Annotated in this window: 25 protein-coding genes; 17 read left to right on the forward strand and 8 right to left on the reverse strand. The window is 40.1% G+C overall.

All coding sequences use genetic code 11. The annotated features are described in order from the left end of the window. Positions 1-46 precede the first annotated feature (46 nt). The 3 genes from JZO85_RS08395 to JZO85_RS08405 form a co-directional block, all read right to left on the reverse strand. A complete protein-coding gene (locus JZO85_RS08395; protein WP_207108061.1) occupies positions 47-526 on the reverse strand; it encodes a DUF7000 family protein in 480 nt (159 codons plus the stop codon). Between the two features lie 35 nt (positions 527-561). After that, on the reverse strand, positions 562-735 hold the full coding sequence (locus tag JZO85_RS08400; RefSeq protein ID WP_207108062.1) for a hypothetical protein: 174 nt from the start codon (positions 733-735) through the stop codon (positions 562-564). A gap of 74 nt (positions 736-809) precedes the next feature. Then, on the reverse strand, positions 810-959 hold the full coding sequence (locus tag JZO85_RS08405; protein WP_207108063.1) for a glycine zipper domain-containing protein: 150 nt from the start codon (positions 957-959) through the stop codon (positions 810-812). Between the two features lie 453 nt (positions 960-1,412). On the opposite strand from JZO85_RS08405, the gene JZO85_RS08410 reads away from it, so the two are divergent. From JZO85_RS08410 to JZO85_RS08435, 6 genes are all read left to right on the forward strand, one after another. Next, on the forward strand, positions 1,413-3,482 hold the full coding sequence (locus JZO85_RS08410; RefSeq protein WP_207108064.1) for a BglG family transcription antiterminator: 2,070 nt from the start codon (positions 1,413-1,415) through the stop codon (positions 3,480-3,482). A gap of 49 nt (positions 3,483-3,531) precedes the next feature. Further along, positions 3,532-3,840: a PTS sugar transporter subunit IIB gene (locus JZO85_RS08415; protein WP_207108065.1), complete on the forward strand. Its 309-nt coding sequence runs from the start codon at positions 3,532-3,534 to the stop codon at positions 3,838-3,840. Positions 3,841-4,691: 851 nt separating this feature from the next. Next, a complete protein-coding gene (locus JZO85_RS08420) occupies positions 4,692-5,975 on the forward strand; it encodes a PTS sugar transporter subunit IIC (RefSeq protein ID WP_207108066.1) in 1,284 nt (427 codons plus the stop codon). 17 nt (positions 5,976-5,992) lie between these two features. Continuing rightward, on the forward strand, positions 5,993-6,400 hold the full coding sequence (locus tag JZO85_RS08425; protein ID WP_207108067.1) for a tetratricopeptide repeat protein: 408 nt from the start codon (positions 5,993-5,995) through the stop codon (positions 6,398-6,400). Between the two features lie 30 nt (positions 6,401-6,430). Continuing rightward, complete coding sequence (locus tag JZO85_RS08430; RefSeq protein WP_207108068.1) at positions 6,431-7,297, forward strand: class II fructose-bisphosphate aldolase; 867 nt, start codon at positions 6,431-6,433, stop codon at positions 7,295-7,297. A gap of 1 nt (position 7,298) precedes the next feature. Then, positions 7,299-7,916 carry an AAA family ATPase gene (locus tag JZO85_RS08435; RefSeq protein WP_207108069.1) on the forward strand — a complete coding sequence of 206 codons (618 nt, stop codon included), beginning with the start codon at positions 7,299-7,301 and terminating at the stop codon, positions 7,914-7,916. 72 nt (positions 7,917-7,988) lie between these two features. On the opposite strand, the gene JZO85_RS08440 is transcribed toward JZO85_RS08435, so the two are convergent. Both JZO85_RS08440 and JZO85_RS08445 read right to left on the reverse strand, forming a co-directional pair. Continuing rightward, on the reverse strand, positions 7,989-10,247 hold the full coding sequence (locus tag JZO85_RS08440; protein ID WP_207108070.1) for an ATP-binding cassette domain-containing protein: 2,259 nt from the start codon (positions 10,245-10,247) through the stop codon (positions 7,989-7,991). Beyond that, positions 10,231-10,680: a MarR family winged helix-turn-helix transcriptional regulator gene (locus JZO85_RS08445; RefSeq protein WP_347401793.1), complete on the reverse strand. Its 450-nt coding sequence runs from the start codon at positions 10,678-10,680 to the stop codon at positions 10,231-10,233. The genes JZO85_RS08440 and JZO85_RS08445 overlap by 17 nt, the downstream gene beginning before the upstream one ends. A 177-nt stretch (positions 10,681-10,857) precedes the next feature. On the opposite strand from JZO85_RS08445, the gene JZO85_RS08450 reads away from it, so the two are divergent. From JZO85_RS08450 to JZO85_RS08480, 7 genes are all read left to right on the forward strand, one after another. Next, entirely contained in the window at positions 10,858-13,428 is a 2,571-nt protein-coding gene (locus JZO85_RS08450) for a sigma 54-interacting transcriptional regulator (protein ID WP_207108071.1), read from the forward strand. 254 nt (positions 13,429-13,682) lie between these two features. Further along, complete coding sequence (locus JZO85_RS08455) at positions 13,683-14,096, forward strand: PTS sugar transporter subunit IIA (protein ID WP_207108072.1); 414 nt, start codon at positions 13,683-13,685, stop codon at positions 14,094-14,096. A gap of 135 nt (positions 14,097-14,231) precedes the next feature. Next, positions 14,232-14,723, forward strand: a complete 492-nt coding sequence (locus tag JZO85_RS08460) for a PTS sugar transporter subunit IIB (protein ID WP_207108073.1) — start codon at positions 14,232-14,234, stop codon at positions 14,721-14,723. A gap of 12 nt (positions 14,724-14,735) precedes the next feature. Further along, entirely contained in the window at positions 14,736-15,545 is an 810-nt protein-coding gene (locus JZO85_RS08465; protein ID WP_207108074.1) for a PTS mannose/fructose/sorbose/N-acetylgalactosamine transporter subunit IIC, read from the forward strand. Beyond that, positions 15,542-16,366, forward strand: a complete 825-nt coding sequence (locus tag JZO85_RS08470) for a PTS system mannose/fructose/sorbose family transporter subunit IID (RefSeq protein ID WP_207108075.1) — start codon at positions 15,542-15,544, stop codon at positions 16,364-16,366. Before JZO85_RS08465 ends, JZO85_RS08470 begins: the two co-directional genes overlap by 4 nt. A gap of 15 nt (positions 16,367-16,381) precedes the next feature. Then, the gene (locus tag JZO85_RS08475) at positions 16,382-18,556 is read left to right on the forward strand and encodes an alpha-galactosidase (RefSeq protein ID WP_207108076.1); all 2,175 of its coding nucleotides are present in this window, start codon (positions 16,382-16,384) and stop codon (positions 18,554-18,556) included. Positions 18,557-18,558: 2 nt separating this feature from the next. Next, a complete protein-coding gene (locus JZO85_RS08480; RefSeq protein WP_207108077.1) occupies positions 18,559-20,226 on the forward strand; it encodes a glycoside hydrolase family 13 protein in 1,668 nt (555 codons plus the stop codon). A gap of 53 nt (positions 20,227-20,279) precedes the next feature. Here the strand turns inward: JZO85_RS08480 and JZO85_RS08485 are convergent, their stop codons facing one another. After that, positions 20,280-20,660: a MerR family transcriptional regulator gene (locus JZO85_RS08485; RefSeq protein WP_207108078.1), complete on the reverse strand. Its 381-nt coding sequence runs from the start codon at positions 20,658-20,660 to the stop codon at positions 20,280-20,282. A gap of 49 nt (positions 20,661-20,709) precedes the next feature. After that, positions 20,710-21,330, reverse strand: coding sequence for a dehydroquinate synthase/iron-containing alcohol dehydrogenase family protein (locus tag JZO85_RS08490; RefSeq protein WP_207108079.1), 621 nt, complete (start codon positions 21,328-21,330; stop codon positions 20,710-20,712). A 191-nt stretch (positions 21,331-21,521) separates the two neighbouring features. Here JZO85_RS08490 and JZO85_RS08495 point away from each other — a divergent pair, with 191 nt between their 5' ends. Further along, complete coding sequence (locus JZO85_RS08495) at positions 21,522-21,938, forward strand: GNAT family N-acetyltransferase (protein WP_207108080.1); 417 nt, start codon at positions 21,522-21,524, stop codon at positions 21,936-21,938. 11 nt (positions 21,939-21,949) lie between these two features. Further along, positions 21,950-22,420, forward strand: a complete 471-nt coding sequence (locus JZO85_RS08500; RefSeq protein WP_207108081.1) for a VOC family protein — start codon at positions 21,950-21,952, stop codon at positions 22,418-22,420. Between the two features lie 325 nt (positions 22,421-22,745). On the opposite strand, the gene JZO85_RS08505 is transcribed toward JZO85_RS08500, so the two are convergent. Beyond that, on the reverse strand, positions 22,746-23,600 hold the full coding sequence (locus tag JZO85_RS08505; RefSeq protein WP_242550279.1) for a hypothetical protein: 855 nt from the start codon (positions 23,598-23,600) through the stop codon (positions 22,746-22,748). A gap of 152 nt (positions 23,601-23,752) precedes the next feature. On the opposite strand from JZO85_RS08505, the gene JZO85_RS08510 reads away from it, so the two are divergent. Beyond that, entirely contained in the window at positions 23,753-24,115 is a 363-nt protein-coding gene (locus JZO85_RS08510) for a MoaF-related domain-containing protein (RefSeq protein ID WP_207108082.1), read from the forward strand. Positions 24,116-24,382: 267 nt separating this feature from the next. Further along, the gene (locus JZO85_RS08515) at positions 24,383-25,243 is read left to right on the forward strand and encodes an AraC family transcriptional regulator (RefSeq protein ID WP_207108083.1); all 861 of its coding nucleotides are present in this window, start codon (positions 24,383-24,385) and stop codon (positions 25,241-25,243) included. The last annotated feature ends 108 nt before the right edge of the window (positions 25,244-25,351 follow it).

A 25,351-nucleotide genomic window follows, 5' to 3' on the forward strand; every position in this document is an offset into this window, starting at 1 on the left:
TAAAAGCAGGGAGAGTACTAAGATTTCGACTCTCCCTGCTTGCTTATTATAAATAATGTCGTATTTCTGCCGCTTCTTTCAAGCTTCCTTCGATGATTTGTTTTTTTAGTTTCTCCAAATCGGAAAAATCAGGCTGCTCTACGATGACCGTATCCAGAACAGTATATTTGGGCATCGCAGCCTTATCTACATTCCATTTTAAATGCTTCAGCTTATTCCAATAATCGATTTGCAGGTCGGCATTTTGAGCCATCAGCCAAAGTTCAAATCGCATGTCTTGATGATTCAAAACGATCCCAAAGCGCAGCCCATCATTCCTCAGCTGCTGATCAAAGAAGGGAAAGTAGGTATAATCCAAATAGCCGTCCGAAAGATTTCCGACCTTATAATCCGTTGAGTCTATAAAGAAATCCGTTCGGACACTCCGGATAAATTTCAAAAGACCCGCGTACGCACGACAAACAGGACTGTCCGTGTAAATGGCCTGCTGGTAGATTTTGATATCTTCGGATAAATTTGACTCCATGGAAAAACCTCCTTATTTGAGTGGACTGATCAGGCTTATTTTTTGCGAAATTGTTGGATCAAAAAAACAAAAATAAAGAAAAATAGCGCCTCCCAAAGAGTCGTCGTCCAACTGTATCTCGGGCTGATACCGAAAGTTAGATTTCCTATATTGGAAATAAGCAGATAAACCAGTGTGACTAAGAAAGAGTTTCGTAATCTACGCATCATAAAAAACACCCTCCATTCTACCTAAAAGTATAAACGAGGAGGCTCCATGCGTCCAATATTGTATGGGACGAGTATTATTTCTGATTTTTCCTTCTAGCAAAAGTGCCAGAGGCCCCTAGAGCGACCCCGATCGCCAAGCCGATGGCCAAGTTGTCCATAAGAAGGCCAAAAACCAACCCTAAGGACAATCCAATCGCCAGTGAGCTCCCATCATCCTTTTTCATTTTTATTGCCCCATTTCCTGATTTCATTAAGCATACTAATCAGCTGTCTTTATTGTAACGGATAAACAATGGAAAAAATAGGCAGCTAAAAAAATCAAATGTTCCATTTTTAATTTATCACAATTTTTCTGGCTAATTCGTCTATAATAAACGAATCACTAAGAACAAAAAACTTCCACTTTTGTGGGAGTTTTTTGTTTCGCTAAATAATAGCAGAGATCGTTTTCCTTTCGTTTATCCATCAGCAAAATGGCCGCTTTTCCTTTTGTAAATGAACATTCGATAGCGCTTGAAGATCAATTAAAATAACAGGAAATTGAGAGATGGAATATTTGGATAAATGGAACGATTTTAGGTTGCGCTTACATTGTTGCCAAAAAAGATTGCAAGAATCTCTACTTATCAAGAAAAATAAAGGGTTATATACTCACCTTAGACGAGAGGAAGATATAGATGAAAGATCGAACAGTAAAAATATTGCGGATTTTTATAACTTCTGATTATCCAGTCACACTTGTCAAACTGGAGGAAGAATTTCATACCAGTGCGCGAACGATTCGAAATGAATTACGGGAAATCAATCAATTTTTAGCTGCCGAAAAGATTCCAGAAATCAAAAATCTTCGAAAAAGAGGCTATCAATTAATCCTGAGCTCAGAAGAAAAGAAGGCCTTATTAAAACAGATCGATTTAGTCAATGATGAACGCTACTTGGATCGTGAAAGCCGAATTTTTGATTTGATTCTTTCCTTTTCGCTAGGAAAAAAGGCGACCTTTCTTTATCAAAAGGAGGAAGAATACCAAATCTCTAAAAGTTCATTGGATGAGGATATGCGTCGAGTCAGGAATATTTTAACCGAATATGGCATTGAGGTTTTAAGTGTACCGAAGCAGGGAATCATCCTGCAGGGGGCGGAACGATCGATTCGAACGATGATCTATGACATCATCAACAATTCAGTTGGCGTGATTGCGCCTCAAGGTGAGCAGGAATATTCCATCAATCGGACGATTTTAAACCACTATATTCCACAGCATTTATTGAAAAAACTAGATCAGCTCTACGTGGAGTCGATGGCTTCAATGGAGGACGCAATTTATCGAAATCAGCTGCTGGTATTTACAGCAGTATGGCTGAGCCGGTATCTACGAGAAGATTTGATCGCCAGCTCGGCTTGGGAGGCTGCGGATACCCCTCAAAGCGATATTCGTGATTTTGTGACAGCGATCTGTGAGGCGTTTCAACTATCACCGCCGGAAGTCGAAATCAAATACATTGTTTTCATGTTGAATACCTTTAACTCAAGAGATATGAATAATTCGATCGAATGGGTTCAGGCACAGCTTCTTTCGATACAACTGATGCAGTTTGTTGAAGCAAAAACGAAGATTCCCTTTTCGAGAAAAGAGGAGATGCTGCAAGAAGGTCTGTACAAGCATCTCGTTGGTCTGATCAATCGAGTGAAGAGTGATATTCAAATCGTCAATCCATTGAAGGAAAATATCAAAAAGAATTATGGCAATATTTATTCCGCCATTCATCAATTCACCCCCTCGATCGAGCAGGTGACCGGCAAGCAAATAACAGAAGATGAGATTGCTTTTCTCACGATTCATTTTTCCACCTCTGTCAGTGCGATCAATCAGGATCTGCATTACATCTATAAAGCGGTAGTCATTTGCAACCACGGAGTTGCGACCGGCAAGCTGCTGTCGGAAAACCTGAAGGAGCTCTTTAATATTGAGGTTCTGGCTGTACTGAGCTCGAGAGAAGTGGACTTGATCGAAAAGCTAGATGTGGATTTGATATTCAGTACAGTAGCGATTGATTACCTGCAAAAGCCTGTGTTGGAGCTGGAGCCGATCATCAAGGAAGAAAGTAAAAAAAGAATCACCAGCTTCTTGAATGAGAATCAGAAGCTCAAGCGGCTAGTCAATAACGAGGATTCCACACAATTGTTCTACGCGCTGATCGATACCATTGAAAAAAGCGGCGGCGAGGTGTCAGGAGATATTTATAAAGAATTGGAAACGCTTTTTGACAAAAATCAATTAACGATAAACAAGAAGGAGATTCAGCCGATGTTAGAAGACGTACTAAAGGACAGCAATATTTTATTGAATGAGAAGGTAAACACTTGGGAGGAATCGATTCGCAGGGTTTCCGAACCATTAGTAAATGAAAAGGTGATCGAGCCTCGGTATGTGACCGCCATGATCAACTCGGTAAAAGAATACGGTCCTTATATCGTGATCGGCAAATACATCGCATTGGCACATGCGCGTCCTGAGGATGGCGTCAATCAGCTAGGGATCAGCGTGGCAACGATCAACGAGCCTATCGAATTTGGCAACGAAGAGAACGATCCGGTAAAAATTATTTTTTGCTTAGCAGCCATCGATGCCTATTCTCACTTAAATATTATGAGAAGCCTGATCGAATTGATCAATGATGAAGCCAAGGTAGATCGTTTGAGTCGCGAAACAGATATCGAACGGTTCAAGGAAATCTTATTTAGTTAGGGAATTATGTTTTTACTATAAATAAAAAACAGAAATGGAGAGAAAAAAGATGGGAAAACAGGTATCAATTTTATTCGTATGCGGGGCAGGGCTAGGAAGCAGTTTCGCTGCTCAAATGGCAGCGGAGGACGTGCTGAATGCACATGGCGTTGATGCAAAATTGGATCATGTAGATATTTCTACAGCGGCATCGTCACAATCTGACATTATTATCACAGCACAAAATTTCAAGTCGCAGTTTGAAAAATTTTCGATTGATGAAGAGAAAACCGCCATCGTTTATTTAAAAAATATCGTCTCAAAACCAGAAATCGAGGAAAAGCTTTTACCAATCTTAGAGTCAAAAGGCGCGTTGTAAAAAACAATAAGGATGCCAGTTTGCCAGTTTTACTTCTTGCTTCAGCAAGTTAGTAAAATGGTATGCGCAACGACAATCAGATTCATTTTTCATATTTTCGAAAAATGATTTCTAAAATAGGAGTTAGCCTTTGTCTGAGTGCATTATGTAGAAATGGTATGTCAGCATGAACATCAGACTCATTTTTCGGTTTATGAAAAATGAATACACTAATATGAATAAGGATGCCAGTTCTACTCTTCGCAGTTAACACAATGAAAAGAGACAAAACACAAAAATTAACCCACTAGAACAGAGCACCTAGTGGAATGGTATACGGCATGAAAATCAAATTCATTTTTCGGTTTATGAAAAATGAATACACTAATATGAATAAGGATGCCAGTTCCACTCTTCGCAGTTATCACAATGAAAAGAGATAAACCGCAAGAATTAACCCACTAGAACAGTGCATCTAGTGGAATGGTATACGGCATGAAAATCGAACTCATTTTTCGGTTTATGAAAAATGAATACACTAATATGAATAAGGATGCCAGTTCCACTTTTCACAGTTAGCAAAGGGGAGCGAAACAGAACACAAAAAAGTATCCCACTAGAACAGAGCACCTAGTGGAATGGTATACGGCATGAAAATCAAACTCATTTTTCGAATTTTGAAAAATGAATACATTAATATGAATAAGGATGCCAGTTCCACTCTTCACAGTTAACACAGTGAAAAGAGACAAACCGCAAGAATTATCCCACTAAAAAAGTGCACCTAGTGGAATGGTATACGGCATGAAAATCAAACTCATTTTTCGGTTTGTGAAAAATGAATACATTAATATGAATAAGGAGCGAAACAAATGGGAATTGTTAATTTCATCATCGAGAATATTTTAACACAGGCGTCGATCACGATCGCTTTGATCGCGATGCTAGGGCTATGCTTGCAGAAAAAATCAGCTGGACAAGTTATATCAGGTACGCTGAAAACTTTACTTGGCTTCCAAGTATTGAGTGCCGGTTCCAGCATTATTGTCGGCAGCTTGACTTATTTTGGCGAGATCTTTACTGCTGGTTTCCACATGCAGGGGATCATTCCTTCAATCGAAGCAATCAACGGACAAGCGATGAATGAGTTGGGCTTAGGCCGTGACATCGCACTGACTTTTCTAGGTATTTTTATTGTTAATATTCTGATTGCTCGTTTTACGAAATGGAAATACATTTTCTTAACGGGTCAAGCGATTCTTTGGATGGCAACGATGACGACTGTTTTTGGTTATTTTTCTGGATTAAGAGGACTAGTGCTGATCGTTGTTGGAAGTATCGTCGGAGCGATTTTTGCTGTTGCGATGCCGGCGATCGCTCAACCGATTATTCGAAAAATTACCGGATCTGACGATATTGCTTTAGGACACTTCTGTACGATTGGTTATATGTTTGAAGCAGGTGTTGCATACATCTTTGGTGAACGCGGTGAGAACAAAAAATCAATCGAAGACATCAATTTGCCAAAATCCTTTGAGTTTTTACAGGACACATATTTGTCAGTCATGGTCGTGATGGTTCCGTTATATATCATCACTGCGGCTTTTGCTGGTCAAGGCGTCGGTGATCACGGAGCGCAACACTATCTGATGTTTGCTTTCCTACAGGCCATTCAATTTGTTGTCGGCGTTTATGTGCTGTTATCAGGTGTACGTCTGTTGCTAGGTGAAATCGTACCGGCATTCCGCGGAATCGCCATGAAGCTTGTACCAAATGCGATTCCTGCATTGGACTGCCCTGTATTTTTCCCATATTCACCAAATGCCGTAATTCTAGGATTCATTACAACGACGATCGGAACGATCATCGCCATGTTCGTCCTGCCGACTTTTGGATTAGCGATGATTTTACCAGGTATGCTGACAAATTTCTTTGCGGGAGGAACAGCAGGGATTTTCGGAAACGCGACTGGGGGACGAAGAGGAGCCATCATTGGCGGGATCGCCCACGGCTTCTTTATCACCTTATTGCCAGCGCTTTTAGTAACGATCTTCAATCAAATGGGCTTTATCAATGCCACTGCAACTGACGTAGATACTGTTACAGCAGCCTTGTTATACGCTTGGATTCTTAGTCCAATCTTGAAAATGTTCTAAAATTAGGAGGTTTCAACATGTTTGGTTTTTTTAAGAAAAAGAACAAAACAGAAAAATCAGTAGAAAAAAATGAGCTGTCAGCTGAAGAAAAGGAAGCTTTAGAAAAAGAGCAGCAGGAATTGATGGTCAAAGCTGCTGAAGCTGAACAGGCGAATCCAGCTGAAAAAAGTGAATTAGCCAGTCTGTATGAAACGCTTGGCTTGAACCATGCCAAGCTGGAGCAAATTGATTCTGCCATCGAAAGTTTAGAAAAAAGCTTAGACTACAAACTGACGATCGGTGATGGCTACAAGAAATTAATGAGCCTTTACAATGGGAAACGTGCGGAGGCCGCTCGCAATGGCGACGATGCGGGTATCGAAAAGTATATGGGCAAAATGGATGAAATGCGTCAAATTGCCAAAAAAGTGACGATCAGCGGGTAATTAATCAAAAGAAAAGAAGGTATTGGATAAATGTATAAAACATTAAAAGAAGTAACGCAAATAGCAGAAGATTTGAACATGACGATTGGGGCGTTTAATACGCATAATTTGGAAATGCTGCCGGAAATGATTCGCGCAGCAAAGGAAATGGGTTCTCCGATCATTATTCAAACGAGTATCGATACTGCTAAATATATTGGCTACGATGTGATGGTCGCAGTGGTGAAGGAGATAGCGAATACGGAAATGGTAGATGTGGCACTGCATTTAGACCATGCCAGAGACTTTAATGAGATCAAAGCGGCGATTGATGCAGGCTATTCCAGCGTGATGTATGACGGCTCGCATTTACCCTTCAAAGAAAACATCGCCAAAACGAAAGCAGTCGTTGAATATGCTCATGCCAAAGGGGTTTCTGTTGAAGGCGAATTAGGGACGATCGGCGGTACAGAAGAAGGAATTTCTGTAGCAGAAAACGACAAGGTTTATACAAAACCTGCTGATGCGGTAGAGTTTGTAAAACAAACAGCGATTGATGCTCTTGCCATCGCTATTGGAACGAATCACGGACAATTCAAATCCAAAACAGAAGTAAACATTCCATTATTAAAGGAAATTCATGCAGTGGTAGATGTACCATTAGTCATTCATGGCGGTACTGGTGTGAGGGAGGAGGATTATCCAGAATTGATCAACAATGGCATCCGCAAATTTAACGTTGGAACCGAATTATTAGTGAATTGGACCAAAGTGGCGAAGGAATCATTCGGAGAAACAGAAGTAAATAAATCGCTTCGTCATAATGTCATACCAGCTAATCAGGCGGTCAAAGAAATCGTCAAACATAAAATCAGTCTGTTTATGAACGTAGACAGCCCTTTAGCGATGCAAAAGTAAGATGAAAAAGTATTTGATTTTGATCGCAGGCAGTCCGGCAACGGGAAAGTCTTATCTGATCAATGAAATGTGGCGTGTTCTAGGAGATTTCTTCCTGATCACGCCGGATGAGGGGAAGGAAATCCTGGCTGATCAGATCGGCTTTGACAATCTAACGGAGAAGAATGAGTTAGAGAACAAAGTTTGGGCGTTCTATTACAATGCTCTATCTTTATATATGGAAGCAGGGAAGCGCATCGTAGTTTCCGAATATCCTTTTAGTGATAAGCAAAAAGCTAAATTAAAAGATTTAGCCGAACACTATCACTACGAACCAATCACGATTCGCTTAGTCGCAGATTTTGACGTTCTTTGGAATCGCAGAAAGGTTAGAGATGTTGAACCCGATCGCCACCTGAGCCATATTATGACGCATTATCATTTTGGCGACACACTGATTGATCGAACACAGGCGGATAATCTGATTACAAGGGAAGCCTTTCGTGAAATTATCGACACACGAGGATACAACCAATTTCAATTAGGCCATTTAACAGAATTTGATGTATCTGATTTCTCAACGGTCAATTATGAGCCCTTTCTAAAAGAGTTAGCTGAACAAATAGCACAGAACCGCTGATCGCTCAGATCAGCGGTTCTTTCTACTATTGATTTCAAAAAACAAAGAGTATCAGTGATCAATAATTACTATTTATTGGTTAAAAAAGGTCTTTAAATGTTTGGCAGTATAGGACTTTTGGCAGTTTAAAAGATCAGACAGTATCCCTTGAAATAATACATGTCCGCCATTAATTCCGCCTCGAGGCCCAAGATCAATGATCCAATCAGCTTGACTAATGATGGATAAATTGTGTTCCAAAACAATCAAGGTTTTGCCCCGCTTTTTTAATTTACGCAAGAGAACGAGTAAACTCTCAATATCACTCTCGTGCAGTCCAGTGCTGGGTTCATCAAAAATCATGGTTGGCGCTTCTGCCATGTCCTCTTTTAGCAGCATCGCAGCGATTTTTAATCGTTGTCTTTCACCGCCCGATAACGTGTCGAGGCTTTGACCTAAAGTGACGTAGGCTAAATTTGTTTCGACTAAAACGTCTAGCGCTTTTTTGATTTCTGGAACAGTAATCAGTGTACACGCTTCGGAAACCGTCAATCCAAAAAGCTCATCGATAGTATAACCATTCCAGCGATACTTTAACGCTTCTTGATTGTAGCGTTTGCCCTGACATTTTTCACAAACCTGTCGAACATCGCCCATATAAGCCAAATCATATTTTATATAGCCTTTTCCTTTGCACTCAGGGCAAGCGCCGGTCCCATTGAAAGTAAATAGAGAAGCTGACTTTCCAGATGACTTGGCATATTCACGTCTAATAGCATCGAAAATGCCTAAGTAAGTCAGTAAATTCGATCGATTGCTTCCTCTGATCGGCGTTTGATCAAAGGTAATGGCCTCTGGATATTTTTTTGTAAATAATTTGCGGATCAATGTACTTTTACCAGAACCTGCGAGACCCGAAACCACAGTCAACGCGGCTTTTGGAAGTTCTACCGATTGATTTTTGATATTATGAGCACTCACGTTTTCTAATGTGTAAAAATCTGTATAAGATGTCCTATTTGAAGTGAGCCGATGCGGCTTTTTTAATGCCTTGGCAGTCAGCGTATTTGATTCTAGGAAGGCGGGGTAGCTCCCTTGGAAGGTGATTTCACCACCTTTGGCACCAGCACTAGGACCTAACTCAACAATAAAATCCGCGATTCTGATGATATCTGGATCATGATCGACGAGGACAACCGTATTTCCTTTTTCCCTTAGCATGGTAAAAATTTTATTGATGCCGATAATATCTTCGGGATGAAGACCGACGCTGGGCTCATCAAAAATATACAAAACATCTGAGAGTGAGCTGTTCAAATGTTTCGTCATTTTTAGTCGTTGGGATTCTCCTCCGGATAGAGTGCCTGTGGTTCGGCCAAGAGTTAAATAATCCAGACCAACAGAAATCATTGTTTTCAACCGATTCTTTAGATCAATCAGGATTGTCTCGACTTGGTCATTTTCAATCGAGGAAAGAAAGTCCAGCAGTTCCTGAATCGGCATTGTCACACAGTCAGCAATAGAGACATTATTGATCTTAGCTGAGCGCACAAGACTGTTGACACGAGAGCCGTGACATTCTGGACATTCGACTGTTGTAGTCACTCGATTAATGTCCTTCTGATATTGTTTCGAGTCTTTTTCGATCACCGTTTTTTGGATCCGATCGATTACTCCTGTATAAAATCCGGTCTTTGGAAATTTATCTGTAGCATTTATGGGTTTACTGCCTTTATCGTAAAGCAGTCTCTTTAGCTCAGCCTCCGAAAAATCTTTTATTTTTTTATGATTATCAAAATAGCCAGACTCTGTGTAGCGAGTCAAACGCCAGCCTCCCGGTTGAAAGGTAGGGAATTGGATGGCTCCTTCTGTTAATGAACGGTCGAAATCAATGAGCTCCTGCAAATCAAAGGTTAAGCATTCTCCAGTCCCTTGACAGTTTGGACACATTCCTGTGGGATTATTGAATGAGTAAATCATTGAATAACCAATGAAAGGCTGAGCAATTCTTGAATAAAGCAAACGTAAGGAAGCATAAATATCGGTGGCAGTTCCAACTGTCGATCGAATATTACCGCCAATTTTTTTCTGGTCGATCACGATAGAAACAGGCAGATTTTCAATTTTATCAACGATCGGACGTTCGTAATGAGGGAGCATTTGCTGAATATAGCTTGAATAGGTCTCGTTTAACAGTCGTTGGGATTCTGCGGCTAGCGTATCGAAAACTAAAGACGATTTTCCAGAACCTGAAAGGCCCGTGACAACTGTAATCTTTCCTTTGGGAATAAAGATAGAAATATTTTTCAAGTTATTGCTTCTTGCGCCGAAAATACTAATTGTTTGGGACATGCTTGCGCATCCTTTCCTCTTCAAAAGCACGAATCAGTTTGTTAGCACATTGAGTAAAGAGCGTTTTTTCTTCAGTGGAGAGTACGGCATCGGCAGTTTCATAGAGATAGGTATGTCCGGCATCAACCGAATCAAGAAAAGTTCTACCCGCTGATGAGAGACTCGTTAGTAACCCGCGACCATCTTGCTGATTAACGGTTTGAATGACATAGCCTTTTTCCTTAAGCGTTTTGATAGCTTTTGAAAATTTTGATGGACGAATGTGTAGTTGTTCGGCTAATAAGGAAGGTGAGGACGGGCCTTTTTGACGTAATAAATTTAAAATATCATATTGCAGCCAAGAAAGTTCATTAGGATTAACGAGGTTACGTTCGGCAACTAGTTCACATTGTAGTTGAATCAAGGCTGATTTTAAGTTAGACAGTTTTATCACTCCTAAAATAGTTTCTTTTTGGAAATTATATCTAAAAGAAAAATAAAAATCAATTGATTAAAAAATATTTTATTTGTTAACTTGACTTTTTTCTTTTGATTGATTCTAATTGTTCTTAAAGAGTGCTCTCATGTTAATCACTAGACAGCATTAAAAATTGATTTTGGAGGTGATGAAATGAAGCGATCAAGGTACGTCATTTATGATCATTTAGAAGAATTGTCAACTCTGCAGAGCCAAGTTACCACTACAGAAATTGCCGAAAGTACCGGATTGAGTAGAAATGTAGTCACAACTTATTTGTCACAGCTTTTAGATGAAGGGCTGGTGAAGAAATACGGGACACGGCCTGTTTATTGGCTGCCCGTAACAAGTGCAGTCGATTCTTTTTCAGAATTTATTGGTTCAGATGGCAGTCTGAAAAAGGAAATAGATGAATGTAAAGCGGCAGTAACTTATCCGCCTAAAGGCTTTCCTGTTTTAATAACCGGCGAATCTGGAGTAGGGAAGAGTTATTTGGCCTCTTTGATCCATCAGTATGCTATCTCGCAAAAGGTAATCAAGGAAACGGGACGTTTTGTGACGTTGAACTGTGCAGATTATGCCAATAATCCAGAGCTGCTTTCATCTGTTTTGTTTGGTTATCGTAAAGGCGCTTTTACTGGAGCTGAGCAGGACACTGAAGGGTTAGTAAAACAAGCCGATGGTGGATTTATCTTCTTAGATGAAGTTCATCGTCTAAATAGTGAAAATCAGGAAAAATTATTCACACTATTGGATTTGGGAAAATATTATCCATTAGGAGAAAAGGAACAGGCAATTGATGTTGATCTGCGGTTCATTTTTGCTACGACAGAATCATTAGACGACACACTTTTACGGACCTTTCGGCGAAGAGTTCCTATGGTAGTCCATTTACCAGCCTTCCATGAAAGGCCGATCCACGAACGTTTGAAAATTACCTTAACTAATTTTGTACAGGAATCAGTAAATTTAGAAAAGGATTTTGACTTAAGCCTCTCAGAAGTTTTTGAACTGGTCAATCAGTCTTATAAAGGGAACTTAGGTGATCTAAAAAATCGCGTTCGTCTTCAGTGTGCCCGGGCATTCATGGAGCAAAAGCAGCAGCCGGTGATTCAGGTCGGAACAAATGAAAATGGGACAATTCATGTTTCTCCCGATACGAATTGTGATTCAGAAATCAAAGATATGTTTGAGCATCGTCTTGCTGAACTATTGCAAGCAGTACTCGTTCCTGAAAAGCTTGCTTCAATGAATGAGTGCCGATTTTTGATTCAAACTGAAATCAAGAAAATCAGAAGGCTGTTCGATCGTTCGGACTTGGATTCATTGATTATAGAAAGCTATCTGGAGAAAATCCGTCAGCAAACCGCTGCACATAAGGCTCGCTATGGTGTTTTTTCGCGACTGAGTGAAGAAACTTTGCAGCAGGCTGCCCTGATTTTATATTTATTTATTGAATCAAAAGAAAAGTGTGCCTCAATGAAAGATGCGATCAATCAAGTGAAGGAACAGTACCCGAGATCCTATTATTTGATAGGGGAGCTCGTGGAAAGCCTTCGTCGTACAGTAGGACTCGAAGCTGAGGAAATCGAGTATTTAAGCTGTCTATTCTTGTTCATTTTGATAGGGGAAGATTATCGGGAAATCGAAAAGGTGCCGTTTCTTTGTATTCTAGTCTCACACGGAAGTATGGCCTCAAGTATCCAAACAGTCGTTAACAATCTTTGTCAAAACTATTTATTTGAAGCCTTTGATATGCCGATCGATGCTTCCATGCAGCAAATTAGTCGAGAAGTTACGAGCTTCATTCAGAAACAAACGAAAAAGAATCAAGAAGTTATTCTGCTATTTGATATGGGTTCATTGAGTCAAATGTATAAAGAGATTAAGAAGCAATCAGATGCGGATTTAATGGTCATCAATAATTTGACGACTTCGATGGCTTTAGATATGGGACTGAAGGTTCAGCAGCAATTGTCTTTCAAAGAAATTGCAAAAAAAGCAGAAACATACAATGAACTGACGAATGTTCAATATTTTGAGGGAATCTCTCAAAATAAAAATATTATTGTTTCATGTATGTCGGGTGTCGGCCTGTCGGAAGAAATTAAACGCATCATGCAACAGTGTCTGCATGAGGACACTGAGATTATAACGATGGATTATAAAGATTTAAAGCAGACTTTAAATTCACATGAGCTTGATTACTTCTCTAATACACAGCTGATTTTAACAACGACGGATATTGATTCGTTTACGGAATTGTCCATCCTGAACATCTATGCAGTGATGGAGCAAAGCGGTGCAGATGAATTGCAGCAATTATTAGTGCAAAATGGAGAATCCGAAGAAAATTGCGCTGTGTTGCTAGAACAATTATTACAATTCTTCACGTTAGAAGGAATCGGTGCACGCCTGCAATTCTTAAATCCTAAGATCGTGATTCAAGAAGTTCAAGAAATCATAAGCAAGTATGAACAGTATTATGGGCTAAAACTTTCTGGTCGAGATTTATTGAATTTATCCATGCACATTGCTTTGATGATCGAACGTCTGATGGTAAATACAGAAGATGATGATTTCCAGGAGGAGTTAGATGCTGTGAAAAAGGAATTTTACGAGGTGTCTAAGAGTATTTTTTATCAGATCGAGAAGAAATACAACGTCGTGGTAAATGATTATGAGCTTTCCTTGATGTATGAATTATTGAAAATGAGATTCTAATAACTGCTTAAAATAGTGCTTGTTTTATTAAGCACTATTTTTTTGTGCTTAATACCTATTGCTGGATCAGTATTTTTAAAGTTGGCACGGCAATTGCTTTTAGTAAGATGAGAAGGATGTCAGCTTCACCTGTCGCAGACTGCTTAAACAAAAGGTGTCTTGCAGCAACGCTTAAGCACTTTAGTTGTAGGCTGGAAGGCATTCGAATCAAACGATTTTAAATGATTACTTTGAAAAGGATAAGGAGGGAGAGCATGACAAAAATTGCGATCGCGACACATGGGAATTTTGCTAAAGGGTTAAAGAGTACGCTGGAGCTGTTCATTCCAAATGAATCAATTAGCTATTTAACTGCTTATGTTGAGGAGGAGCCTTCAATCGATGATCAGATCAAGCGCTTTTTTGATTCTTTAGAAGGAGAATCAGCAATTATTTTTACTGATTTATTGGGTGGAAGTGTGAATCAAAAGGTATTACTGGCAAGTTCTGGAAAAAACACGAAAATTATCGCTGGTTTTAATTTATCATTAGTATTAGAGGTAATATTAAACAAGGAACAATTGACAGAGGAACGATTGTCCCAGCTGATTACTTCTGCACGAGAAACCATGCAGGTAGTAGCACCCATCGCTGGTTCAGAAATGAACGAAGACGAATTTTTTGCTTAAAAACGGCAGGTTGCAATTACCCTTCAATAGGACCAGTGGATTGCTGGGTGCACGAAAAATCATTCATTCGTTACGAGTTAGTCTTATTGCAGGTGACTGCTTACTAAAAAACATCAGGATAAAAGGAGAATAGGTATGATTAAAGCATTACGAGTAGATGAACGGTTAGTCCATGGACAAATCGCTATGGTTTGGTCAAAAGAACTAAAATTACAAGGATTAGTGATCGCAAATGATGAAGTAGCGAACAATGAAACACAAAAAATGGCTTTGCAGATGGCAGTGCCATCCGGGATCAAGTCAATTATTAAGGACATTGACGGAGCCATTAATTTGTTGAAAAATCCGAAAGCTAGTGAAATGAACTTGATGGTTCTAGTCAAAACAGTAGAAGACGCGTTGAGGATTGCAAAAGAGATTTCAACGATTGAATATGTGAATATCGGCAATGCCGGAAAAATGGTTCAAGCAGAGAAGAAACAAATAACCAAATATGTCATGTTGACAGACAGCGAGATCGCTGCATTAAAAGAGTTGGTAGACGTTTATCCTGAATCAGCTTTTCAAGCAGTTCCATCTGAAGACAAGGTTTTAGCACGTTCGATCATCAAAGATCAGAAATTATAGGAGGCGGAAAATATGTGGGATGCATTTTTAGTTGGCTTGGTAGTGTTTCTTTGTGTCGGTGGACATGAATTGATCGGCTTTTCGCTATTATTTCGTCCAATCGTGGTTGGTCCATTTTTAGGCTTATTAATGGGGGATCTTCAAACAGGATTGAAAATCGGAGCGGCACTGGAAACCATCTTCATGGGAGTCATTAATATTGGTGGTGCCTCAGCAGCAGAACCGGGATTAGCCACAGCGCTGGCGACTGGATTTGCGATCAAGCTAGGCGGAGGTGTTGATGCCGCGATCGCCTTAGCATTACCAATCGGAATTTTAGGACAGCAAATCAAATTAGCTATATATATTTTATTCAGCGGTTCAATGGCGCCTGTTTTTGATCGTTTAGCTGCTGAGGGAAAACAAAAGCAGTTCACTTATCTACATTTTGGTGTTTGGGGTATTTGGTTCTTTGCCTATTCATTGATTCCCTTTTTCGCGATGCTGTTTGGAGCAAATGCAGTACAATCAGCTTTAAATATGATTCCAGAAGTAATTATGAACGGTCTATCAATAGCAGGAAATCTGCTTCCAGCTGTAGGGATGGCGATGCTATTGCGAATGCTTTGGGAAAATAAAATTGCTGTTTTCTTTTTCTTAGGATTTGTGTTAGTGGCTTACTTAAAACTTCCGCTGGTAGCAGTAGCAGTAATTGCTTTTATCGTGGCCATTGTAATCGCTCAAAGAGACTATCAGTTAAATAAATTAGAAAAGGCAAAACCGGCAGCAGCGATGCAATCCGTTAGCGGGACAGATCAAGAAGAGGAGGACTTTTTCGCATGAGCAAAATAGGGAAAGACTTAAGCAAAGAGGAGAAAAAATTAGTCCGTCAAATGTTTTGGCGTTCGCAAACATTGTATGTTTCAGTAAATCCGGCAAAACAAGGTGCGAATGGTTTTTGTTACTCTATGATGCCGTTTATCAACGCGTTTTACAAAGAAGAGGAACAGCGTAAAGAAGCATTGGTTCGTCATATGTCTTATTTTAATACAACGGTTCCAATGGTTTCCTTCATTATGGGAATCGCCGCTTCGATGGAAAAAGAAAATTCCGAAAAAGAAAATTTTGATGTTGCGTCGATTAATGCAGTAAAAACCAGTCTGATGGGACCGATGGCAGGGATCGGTGACTCTATTTTCTGGGGAGTCTGGCGTGTGATCTCAGCTGGGATTGCAGTTGGGTTAGCCACTAGCGGAAACGTTCTCGCCCCCTTGGTATTCTTAGCCTTATTCAATATTCCACAATGGTTAACTAGATATTATGGGGCATTTTTAGGCTATTCATTAGGATCAAAGTACATCGAAAAGCTTTATTCAGAAGGCTTGATCGGTATTTTAACAAAAGGAGCCAGCCTGGTTGGTTTGATGATGGTTGGCGCTATGACCAGTTCAATGGTAGTTTTCCAGACAAAGCTTTCTTTTTCAATGCAAGGTGAAACTGTTATGAAGCTGCAGGAAATGCTTGATCAGATTTTTGTTGGGATCGTTCCAATTTTATTAACATTGCTTTGCTACTATTTATTGAAGAAAAAAGTGAGTATTACGATGCTGATGCTGGGCATTATCGTTTTAGGAATCCTCATTTCTGCTTTGGGAATTGCATAGAAGGGACGAAGAATAATGATTTATTTTGATGAACAGACTGGGATTTTTCATCTTCAAGGAAGAAAAACCAGTTACCTCATTCAAAAGAACCAACAAAATCATCTTTTTCATCTATTTTGGGGGAGTCGCTTGGCAAAGCGGTTCCCTGATTATTTATTGAAGGAGATTAAGCGAGCGAGCTATCTAGCTGATACAGACCATATCAAGGAATATAAATTGGAGCGTCTGCCACAGGAGTATCCCGCTTTCGGAAACAGTGATCTGAGAAAACCGGCTTTTCAATTGAGCTATAAAAATGGAACAAATATCAGTGATTTTCGGTATGATTCTCATGAAATTCTTGCAGGGAAACCAACTCTGACTGGCTTGCCAAGTCTTCGTGACAGTAAGGGCTGTGAGACTTTGGTAATTCATTTGATGGATTCTGTTCAAAAGGTAAAAATGCGTTTATTTTACACCCTTTATCAGGAAGCAGATGTAATCACACGTCATACGGAGCTGGAAAATTATGGTGAATGTGATGTAGAAATTAACCAAATGAATAGTGCCTGTGTAGAATTACCGACGATGGATGTTGAACTCTTACATTTGAGTGGTCGTTGGGCACATGAAGCAGGGATTCAGCGCACAGCATTAAGCCAGTTGAATTATCGTATTGAGAGTTTGCGCGGTGGAAGCAGTCATGAGCATAACCCTTTCATCGCTTTAGTGGAAAAGGAGACAAATGAGCAATTCGGAAAAGCCTATAGCATGAATCTTGTCTATAGCGGAAATTTTGAAGCGACGGTTGATGTGGATCAGCAAGAGGCGGTGAGAATGCAAATTGGGATTAATTCTACAACGTTCGGCTGGAATTTGAACCCTGAAGCGACTTTTGTCACTCCAGAAGCAGTGCTGGTGTTTAGTGATCAAGGCCTACAGGAACTGAGTCATAAATATCACAACATTTATCAAAATCATTTGTTAGCACCACAATTTGCTCAGAAGGAACGACCAATCGTTGTCAATAGTTGGGAAGCCAGCTATTTTGATTTAAAAGAGGAGAATTTACTTCAATTGGCGCAAAGCTCGAAGGATCTAGGTGTTGAAATGTTTGTGTTGGATGACGGCTGGTTTGGCAAACGTGACGATACATCTAGTTCTTTAGGAGATTGGTTTGTCGATCAGCATAAGTTTCCAGCAGGACTTTCAGCCTTTATCGAAAAAATCAAAAAATTAGGCCTAGCATTCGGTATCTGGGTTGAGCCTGAAATGATTTCAGAGGATAGTGAGTTATATCGAGCGCATCCTGATTGGTGTGTGGAAGTACCAGGCCGGTTGAAATCCTATTCCCGCGGTCAATGGGTTCTGGATTTAGCGAATCATGAAGTTCAGGATTATTTGATTGATACGATGTCGGCTCTATTTAGAGAATATGCGATTGATTATGTAAAATGGGATTGGAACCGCAGCATCACCGAAGCGGGTTCGAATGTCTTACTGGCTGCCCAACAAAAGGAATTTTATCATCGCTACGTTTTAGGACTGTATCGAGTAGTCGGAACATTGACCGAGCGTTTCCCAGCTATTCTTTTTGAAAATTGCGCTGGTGGCGGCGGAAGAAATGACCCAGGAATGCTTTATTATATGCCGCAATCTTGGGCAAGTGACGATACGGATGCTATCGAGCGTTTGAGCATTCAAGAAGGAACTAGTCTGATTTATCCACCAATTACGATGGGGTGTCATGTTTCGCAGGTTCCTAATCATCAAATTGGGCGAGTAACGCCACTAGAAACCCGCGGTATTGTTGCGATGCAAGGGAATTTTGGCTATGAAATGGATTTATCAAAATTATCACCTGTGGAAAGATTGAAAATCAAAGAACAGATCGCCCAATACAAAAAAATTCGTGAGACCGTTCAATTAGGCAAATTCTATCGCTTGAGTACATCAGAAAAGAGTAATGCGAAAGCTTGGCAGTATAGTAAAGATTCCCAGATAGTTGTGTCGTATGTTCAAGTGCAGGCGCGCCCCAATTTTGCTTCAAAGCGTTTAAGGTTAGTCGACTTGGTTTCCAAAGGATTGTATGAGTTGCCGAATGGTGAAAAGCGATATGGGGATGAATTGATGATGTTTGGTTTAGCGATTGATCCTGTCAAGGAAGATTATTTTAGTCAGCAATGGGTACTGAAAAAGGTGGAGGACTAACAATGAGTGAATGGTGGAAAAGAGCAGTATTCTATCAAATTTATCCAAAAAGCTTTAGAGATACCAATAATGATGGCATAGGAGATTTGAACGGGATTAGAGAAAAGTTGCCCTATTTACGGGAGCTAGGGATCGATGCTTTATGGATCAGTCCGATTTATTTGTCACCACAGGTTGATAATGGCTATGATGTTTCGGATTATCGTCAGATCGATCCGATGTTCGGAACAAATCAGGAAATGTACCAATTAATTGATGAGGCTCATGAATGGAATATCAAGATTGTGATGGACTTCGTTGCAAATCATACATCCGATCAATGTTTGTGGTTTCAGGAAAGCCGTAAATCCAAAGACAACTTTTTTAGTGATTTCTATATTTGGAAAGATGGTAAATCAGACGGCTCAGCACCCAATAATTGGGGATCGAGTTTTGGTGGCTCAGCTTGGAGTTGGGATGCGTCTCGTCAGCAGTACTATCTTCATTATTACGCCAAAGAACAGCCAGATCTAAATTGGGAAAATCCAACTGTCCGGGAATACATCTATGATATGATGCGCTTTTGGAAAGCAAAAGGTGTAGACGGATGGCGAATGGATGTAATCACTTCGATCTCAAAGAATTTAGATTTCCCAAATAATCCACGCGACTTTACGACAGAAAACCAACAAAATGGGCCACGAATGCACGAGTTTATCCATGAAATGAATCAAGAGGTTTTGAAACCTTTCAGGATGATGAGCGTAGGGGAATCTCCAGCAGCTAAGTCGACGGATGCACATTTATTAGTTGATCCAAAACGGGAAGAGCTGGATATGATTTTTACCTTTGAACATATGCATGTTGATCGTAAAAAAGGAGACATCAATGGTCGTTGGGCATTAAAGTCGATGGATTTACCGGATTTGAAGAAAATTCTTGCTTCTTGGCAAACGGAATTACGAGATAAAGGATGGAATGCGCTCTATTTTGAAAATCACGATCGTGCTCGGGTGATTTCTCGCTGGGGAAATGATGAGAGATATCGCTATGAATGTGCTACGGCATTTGCGATAATTCTGCATGGCTTGCAAGGAACCCCATTCATTTACCAAGGGGAAGAAATTGGAATGACTAATACGAAATTCGAGTTGGAGGAATATGAAGATATTGAGTTGCGAGGAAATTATGAGTTTTATGTTGAACAGCAAAAAACAATGTCAAAAGAAGAATTTTTAAAAGCCGTTCATAAAATCTCTCGAGATAATGCGCGAACCCCAATGCAGTGGGATCAAAGTGCGAATGCAGGCTTTAGTCAGGCGCAACCATGGTTTAAGGTGAATCCGAATTATACGCAAATCAACGTAGCGGTGGATCAAGCAAATGAAAAATCAATCTTCAAGCTTTATCAAGAACTGATTCGTTTGCGGCATTCCGAACGAATTTTAACAGAAGGCTCCTTCGAGTTGCTTTATCCAAATGACCGCGCTCTTTTTATCTACCAAAGAAAATTAGAACAGGAATACTGGTATATCCTTGCCAATATGTCAGAGGAATATCAAAAGATTCCGAAAGAACTGACTGAGCTGGTCGGTGAGTTCAAAATTAAGAATAATTCAGAACGAAGCGATTTAATGGAAGATTTGGCCCCGTATGAAGCCTTTATCGTTAGGCGAACATCGTTGAAATAAATCAAAATGGGTAACGAAGAATTCTTCGCTACCCATTTTGATTTGTACATGAGTTACTTATTTTTCTCCAAAACGGCCTCATGCTGTCGGCTGTATTTGGCAATTTTTCGATCAATTTTATCTAGGTATGCCTGCGTTTGTGCCAATTGCTTTTCAACCTCTTTCTTGTGTTCCGTAAAGAAATTAAGTCGGTTTTCATAGGTTGGATCACCAGCCATCGACCATTCGACAAATTGCTTAATGTCGTTTAATTGCATCCCGGTATTCTTCAAGCAGGTGATAACTGATAAATACTCCAGATCCTTCTCGTCAAAATAGCGGCGGCCATGTTCATCTCGTGCCACAAAAGGAAGCAGCCCTTTCTGATCATAAAATCTTAATGTATAGGCACTAAGGCCTGTTTTCTTAGAAATATCACTTATTTTGTAGGACAATTTTTTCTCCTCCTTTGTCACTTCTATTTTAACAGATGTTGGGGTGCGGTTATTGCGAACACTTTAGAATCAGCTGTATTGTTTTAGCCGCTTCTTCTCCTTTGGGGAGGCAATTTTCCGCTAGCTTGTTGATCTCACTATCCGTTGGAAAAATACCGACTTCCTCAAAAGTTAGCGGCAAGTGGGCGGCGCGTAAAAAGTTTTCCATTGCATGAATCCCTTTTAATGCGGTTTCTTCAGCACATTCGCAAGGAGCGATTTTCATACTATTGACAGCAAATGCCACAAAGCGTTTCAAGCGCTTCTGATAAACCGCGCGTGCCCAGTTTGACCAAACAATACTTAATGCGAAAACAGGAGATAGGTCAAAATACACACTGAGTTCATGGGCCATTTTCAGTACTGAAAAATCAGTATACCTTTCTGGAATACGTGGTGAATAGCGGATTACTTCTATTAAATTGTTCGGTTCACGATAAGAGACAGTGTCTATCAGGTTGTGGAGCAGCGCTTCGTAAAGCTTGTCAATGACCGGTGAATGTTCCTGCTTTGTCACATACATCGTAGCGATCTGCATAATAAAATAGGTATTCTTTTTTGCGATGGCTTCCTCCTGATAATCCTTTGCAGGGTTCGGACTTGTGTGAGGGTAGTATAGTAATTGCTGCATAATAAGCACTCCTTTTTGATTTTTTTAGGGTAAATTGTTTTGTTGCATATTATTTATTGGATAAATTTAGCTTAATACTTTGAGTATACTCTAAGTCAACAGGTAAATGAGCATCAGTCAGAGTGAAAGTTAACTGATTTTTTTGTGTAGTGGAATGCTATACTAAAAGAAACTATCGGGAGGTGGGGGAATTGGAGATTCGTCCTGTGCAGGAATCAGATCGCGCATTTTGGTTCACGCTAGATCAGCATTTGCCAAAGGAGCAATTTGATCAGAAGGTTCGGGAAAAGCTCGGGTACGTTTTATCGGTCGACGGTGTGGCCGTTGGACTAATGAGATACAATTTTTTCTGGGACGAGCACCCTTTCTGTACGATGCTGTATGTGGCCGAAGAATACCAAGGCAGAGGCTATGGTAGAGCATTAATGATATTTTGGGAAAAAGAGATGCAGCAGCGGGGCTATAAAATGCTGATGACCTCGACTCAAGTAGATGAGCAGGCCCAGCACTTTTACCGCAAATTAGGTTATCAGGATGCCGGTGGTTTACTGATCTCGGTTCCTGATTATCAGCAGCCGATGGAGATGTTTTTTATCAAAGGAATTTAAGGAGGAGAAGAATGAACTATCAAGGAACATTGATCGCAGTGGCAGATATTGAAAAGGCCAAAGAGTTTTATCATTCTGTTTTAGGATTGGAAGTAATGGTAGATGCGGGTGAGCATATACAATTAACAGGCGGATTATTTTTACAAACGGTGGATAGTTGGGCGGAATTTATTCATAAAAAAGCAACGGAAGTCGTGCTTGAGAATAATGCCAGCGAATTGTACTTTGAGACGGATAACATGGATGATTTCATCAAACTGCTGGATGGTCGAAGCGATATCCTTTATCTGCATCCTCTGCTGGAGCATAGCTGGGGACAACGAGCTGTGCGTTTCTATGATTTGGATAAGCACATTATTGAGGTATCTGAGAGTATCACCATGGTAGTCAGACGCTTCCTTGATTCTGGTTTGACGATCGAGGAAACAGCAAATCGAACAGGTGTGGATGTTGGCTATATCGAAAATGTTTTGAAGCAGTAATCACTGTTTGATTGGCAAAGGAGTAGAATCTAGTGAAGGGAAAGAAAGCAAGAATAGGTGTGGCTCTCAAAGCTAGAGGTCCAATTTCCGATGGGCGAACCAATCACCTTTTCATTTGGTATACGCAATTTTTACGTTGCTGATCCAGAAGGGAATTTACTGGAAATTGGCAGTACAAAAGAAAAATATTTTTTTACAATGTAGGAAAAGTAAGTGATTCAAAAGCCATTTTCAAATAAACGTAACAAAATGAAAGTCAAACGACGATTGTACTTAACGAAATGAAAGTATAATCGTTGTTTGGCTTTTTTTCTGAATCCAACTTCTAAGGTTTTTTAGATGCATAGAGATAGGAAAGCCACTCGGAATCTTTGCGGCGATTATCAAACGGAAGATAGCCGGCATACTTATAGATATAGTCGATTTTCCAGCCGCCCGTTTTGCTCCTTTTCTCGTTGAGCAGCTGCAGTAAATCCTGTGCTCGCGGATCATCAGTACATTGACCTTTTTGAACAATATAGATCAAGTCGGTAAATGAAAGATGGTAGCTTTGTGGAAACATACTATCAGTAATATGGGGACTGATGGGGCGACCATTGGAAAGCCGTTGAAACATTTTGTGCTGAAGCATGTAATCAACACCTAAGTGAATCATTTCATTGACCTTCTCATCCGAAGCATCGACGTTTTCTTGATAAGTTAGCAATGCACGAAGGGTTTTTCCAATGCCGATAAAGCAAGGAACATGGTTCATACAGCCGCCAAACTTGCAGATCCCTTTGTGGGGCCAGGTTGTTTTTTGCTTACGGTCAAAGACTTGGTACTGTTTTATCCAAGCAAGAGCATTTTGTGCTTCTGGGGATTTGCCTAAACCCAATCGAGAGTAGGCTTCAAACAGCAACGCATTATAGCAGGGGACGATCTCCTCCAGTTTTCCGGTAAACGAAAAGCCCTCCGGTGTTGCTAAGTGCTGGTTTATATAAGAAATCAACATTTGAGTCATCGGCAACTTCTCAGCATAGGGAATTTCTGCCAAACCAATCAAAGCAAAAATTTTACCTAAAGGGTTTAAATTGGACATCGCAGTATATTTCTGCACGATGACTGACTGCTTAAGCAAATCGAGCGGATCTTCAACAATGTTTCTATTCATAAGTAATTCTAACGCCTGATCCATCATCTATCCCTTCTTCCTTCACTCTATTATCTCAAATGAGCGGCCGTTTGAAAACGGATTCTAAAAAAATCCTGAGAGGGGATGCAATCCACTTTTAAAACCTGTATGTTAGAGATAGATTATTATCTACTAACATGTAAGAGGAAGGTGCCTAAATGAAAAAGCATCCATTGGAAGGTAAAATTGCTAAAGTAATGTTTGATTCAGGACTACAATTTCGGCTTGATTTTTTAGAGGACTATCAAATGCGTTGGACCTCGATTCGAAAAGAAGATGCAGGAGCAACGGATGTGGAAACGATCCATATTGAAGAGTATCCTGGCGGTATTTTTTCCATTGATTGGGTGGAGGAGTCGGGCTTATGCGTTTCCTATACGCTGGACACTGCTAACAGCTACGTGAAAAGTTTTATGACTTTTACAGATGAGGGTTATCGCGGCGGAAGGAGACCATTTGTTCATGAAGGACCGTTTCATTTCATTCTAGAAAACGGTGAGCCGGATACAGCTCTTGCGTGAGACTTCATCACTAGGCTTCAACTGAAGCCCAAAATATAATAGAAAGCCAAGCGCTCATTTACTTTAATAATTTAAAGTGATAAGGGTGTTTGGCTTTCTTTTTGTAAAGTATTTTTCAAAATGGCTTTTAAGAAAGCTGTTTTTCGAAAAAAGTAGTATCCCAGTTCACTCCATGACGTGTGATACAATCGATATTATTGGTCTGATAATTATCAAGCTGTGAGATGCTTTTCTGAGTAAGATGAATCCATGAATGAGGTGAAGGAAATGATCAAAGATTTAAATCAGTTGATGGCGTATATTGAAGCCCATCTGACACAAGAGCTTTCATTATCAGAGGCGGCGAAAACGGTAGGTATATCAGAATACCACTTGAAGCGAACGTTCTCTTTTATCGCGGGGATTTCTTTAGTTGAGTACATCAAAAATCGGCGGTTAGCACAAGCAAACACCGATCTGGTCAACGGCGCGTCGGTAACGGATGTAGCCTTCAACTATCAGTATCAATCGGTAGAAGGATTTTCCCGAGCCTTTCGAGAATGGTCAGGCTTCTTGCCGTCAGAGGTGATAAAAAATCACCAACAAAAATCGTTTCCTCAGCGCTCATTCTATATGGACATTAAAGGAGGAGTTTCAATGGATTTTAAAATTGAAAAAAAGGATGCGTTCCATTTAGTTGGCGTTTCTAAGCAAGTTCCGCTGCAATTTGAAGGCGTAAACGAGGCAATCCAGACATTGGCTCAAGAGATTACAGAAAAACAAAAGACAGAAATGCATGAATTGGGGGATCTGTATCCTCATCAGGTGCTGAATGCGTCATACGCTTTCGATGGAGAACGGATGGAAGAAAAAGGGACACTGACTCATTTCATCGGCTTTGCGACAACGCAGGAAAATCCTTTTGATGATTTGAAGCAGCTCCAAGTCGCCGAACAGACATGGGCCATTTTTCCTAATAAAGGTCCTTTTCCGCAAACGTTACAGGATACTTGGGGAAAAATCTATTCTGAATGGCTTCCTTCTTCAGACTATGAACTCGTTCAAGCACCAGAAATCTCTTTTTCGAATTTTGCTGAAGGCTTAGAAAAGTGCAGCAGCGAGATTTGGATAGCTGTGAAGGAAAAGTAGAAGGATGTAAGAATCTTCTGATCAACTGAAGTCCAGAATATAAATAGAAAGCCAAACGCTTATTTACTTTAATAATTTAAAGTGATAAGGGCGTTTGGCTTTCTTTTT

It is taken from the genome of Candidatus Enterococcus murrayae (assembly GCF_017315985.1).
Lineage (GTDB): Bacteria > Bacillota > Bacilli > Lactobacillales > Enterococcaceae > Enterococcus_A > Enterococcus_A murrayae.

Coding starts and splice junctions, on each gene's coding strand:
- JZO85_RS08395 (WP_207108061.1), bottom strand. CDS start 526: ATGGAGTCAAATTTATCCGAAGATATCAAAATCTACCAGCAGGCCATT.
- JZO85_RS08400 (WP_207108062.1), bottom strand. CDS start 735: ATGATGCGTAGATTACGAAACTCTTTCTTAGTCACACTGGTTTATCTG.
- JZO85_RS08405 (WP_207108063.1), bottom strand. CDS start 959: ATGAAAAAGGATGATGGGAGCTCACTGGCGATTGGATTGTCCTTAGGG.
- JZO85_RS08410 (WP_207108064.1), top strand. CDS start 1,413: ATGAAAGATCGAACAGTAAAAATATTGCGGATTTTTATAACTTCTGAT.
- JZO85_RS08415 (WP_207108065.1), top strand. CDS start 3,532: ATGGGAAAACAGGTATCAATTTTATTCGTATGCGGGGCAGGGCTAGGA.
- JZO85_RS08420 (WP_207108066.1), top strand. CDS start 4,692: ATGGGAATTGTTAATTTCATCATCGAGAATATTTTAACACAGGCGTCG.
- JZO85_RS08425 (WP_207108067.1), top strand. CDS start 5,993: ATGTTTGGTTTTTTTAAGAAAAAGAACAAAACAGAAAAATCAGTAGAA.
- JZO85_RS08430 (WP_207108068.1), top strand. CDS start 6,431: ATGTATAAAACATTAAAAGAAGTAACGCAAATAGCAGAAGATTTGAAC.
- JZO85_RS08435 (WP_207108069.1), top strand. CDS start 7,299: ATGAAAAAGTATTTGATTTTGATCGCAGGCAGTCCGGCAACGGGAAAG.
- JZO85_RS08440 (WP_207108070.1), bottom strand. CDS start 10,247: ATGTCCCAAACAATTAGTATTTTCGGCGCAAGAAGCAATAACTTGAAA.
- JZO85_RS08450 (WP_207108071.1), top strand. CDS start 10,858: ATGAAGCGATCAAGGTACGTCATTTATGATCATTTAGAAGAATTGTCA.
- JZO85_RS08455 (WP_207108072.1), top strand. CDS start 13,683: ATGACAAAAATTGCGATCGCGACACATGGGAATTTTGCTAAAGGGTTA.
- JZO85_RS08460 (WP_207108073.1), top strand. CDS start 14,232: ATGATTAAAGCATTACGAGTAGATGAACGGTTAGTCCATGGACAAATC.
- JZO85_RS08465 (WP_207108074.1), top strand. CDS start 14,736: ATGTGGGATGCATTTTTAGTTGGCTTGGTAGTGTTTCTTTGTGTCGGT.
- JZO85_RS08470 (WP_207108075.1), top strand. CDS start 15,542: ATGAGCAAAATAGGGAAAGACTTAAGCAAAGAGGAGAAAAAATTAGTC.
- JZO85_RS08475 (WP_207108076.1), top strand. CDS start 16,382: ATGATTTATTTTGATGAACAGACTGGGATTTTTCATCTTCAAGGAAGA.
- JZO85_RS08480 (WP_207108077.1), top strand. CDS start 18,559: ATGAGTGAATGGTGGAAAAGAGCAGTATTCTATCAAATTTATCCAAAA.
- JZO85_RS08490 (WP_207108079.1), bottom strand. CDS start 21,330: ATGCAGCAATTACTATACTACCCTCACACAAGTCCGAACCCTGCAAAG.
- JZO85_RS08500 (WP_207108081.1), top strand. CDS start 21,950: ATGAACTATCAAGGAACATTGATCGCAGTGGCAGATATTGAAAAGGCC.
- JZO85_RS08505 (WP_242550279.1), bottom strand. CDS start 23,600: ATGATGGATCAGGCGTTAGAATTACTTATGAATAGAAACATTGTTGAA.
- JZO85_RS08510 (WP_207108082.1), top strand. CDS start 23,753: ATGAAAAAGCATCCATTGGAAGGTAAAATTGCTAAAGTAATGTTTGAT.
- JZO85_RS08515 (WP_207108083.1), top strand. CDS start 24,383: ATGATCAAAGATTTAAATCAGTTGATGGCGTATATTGAAGCCCATCTG.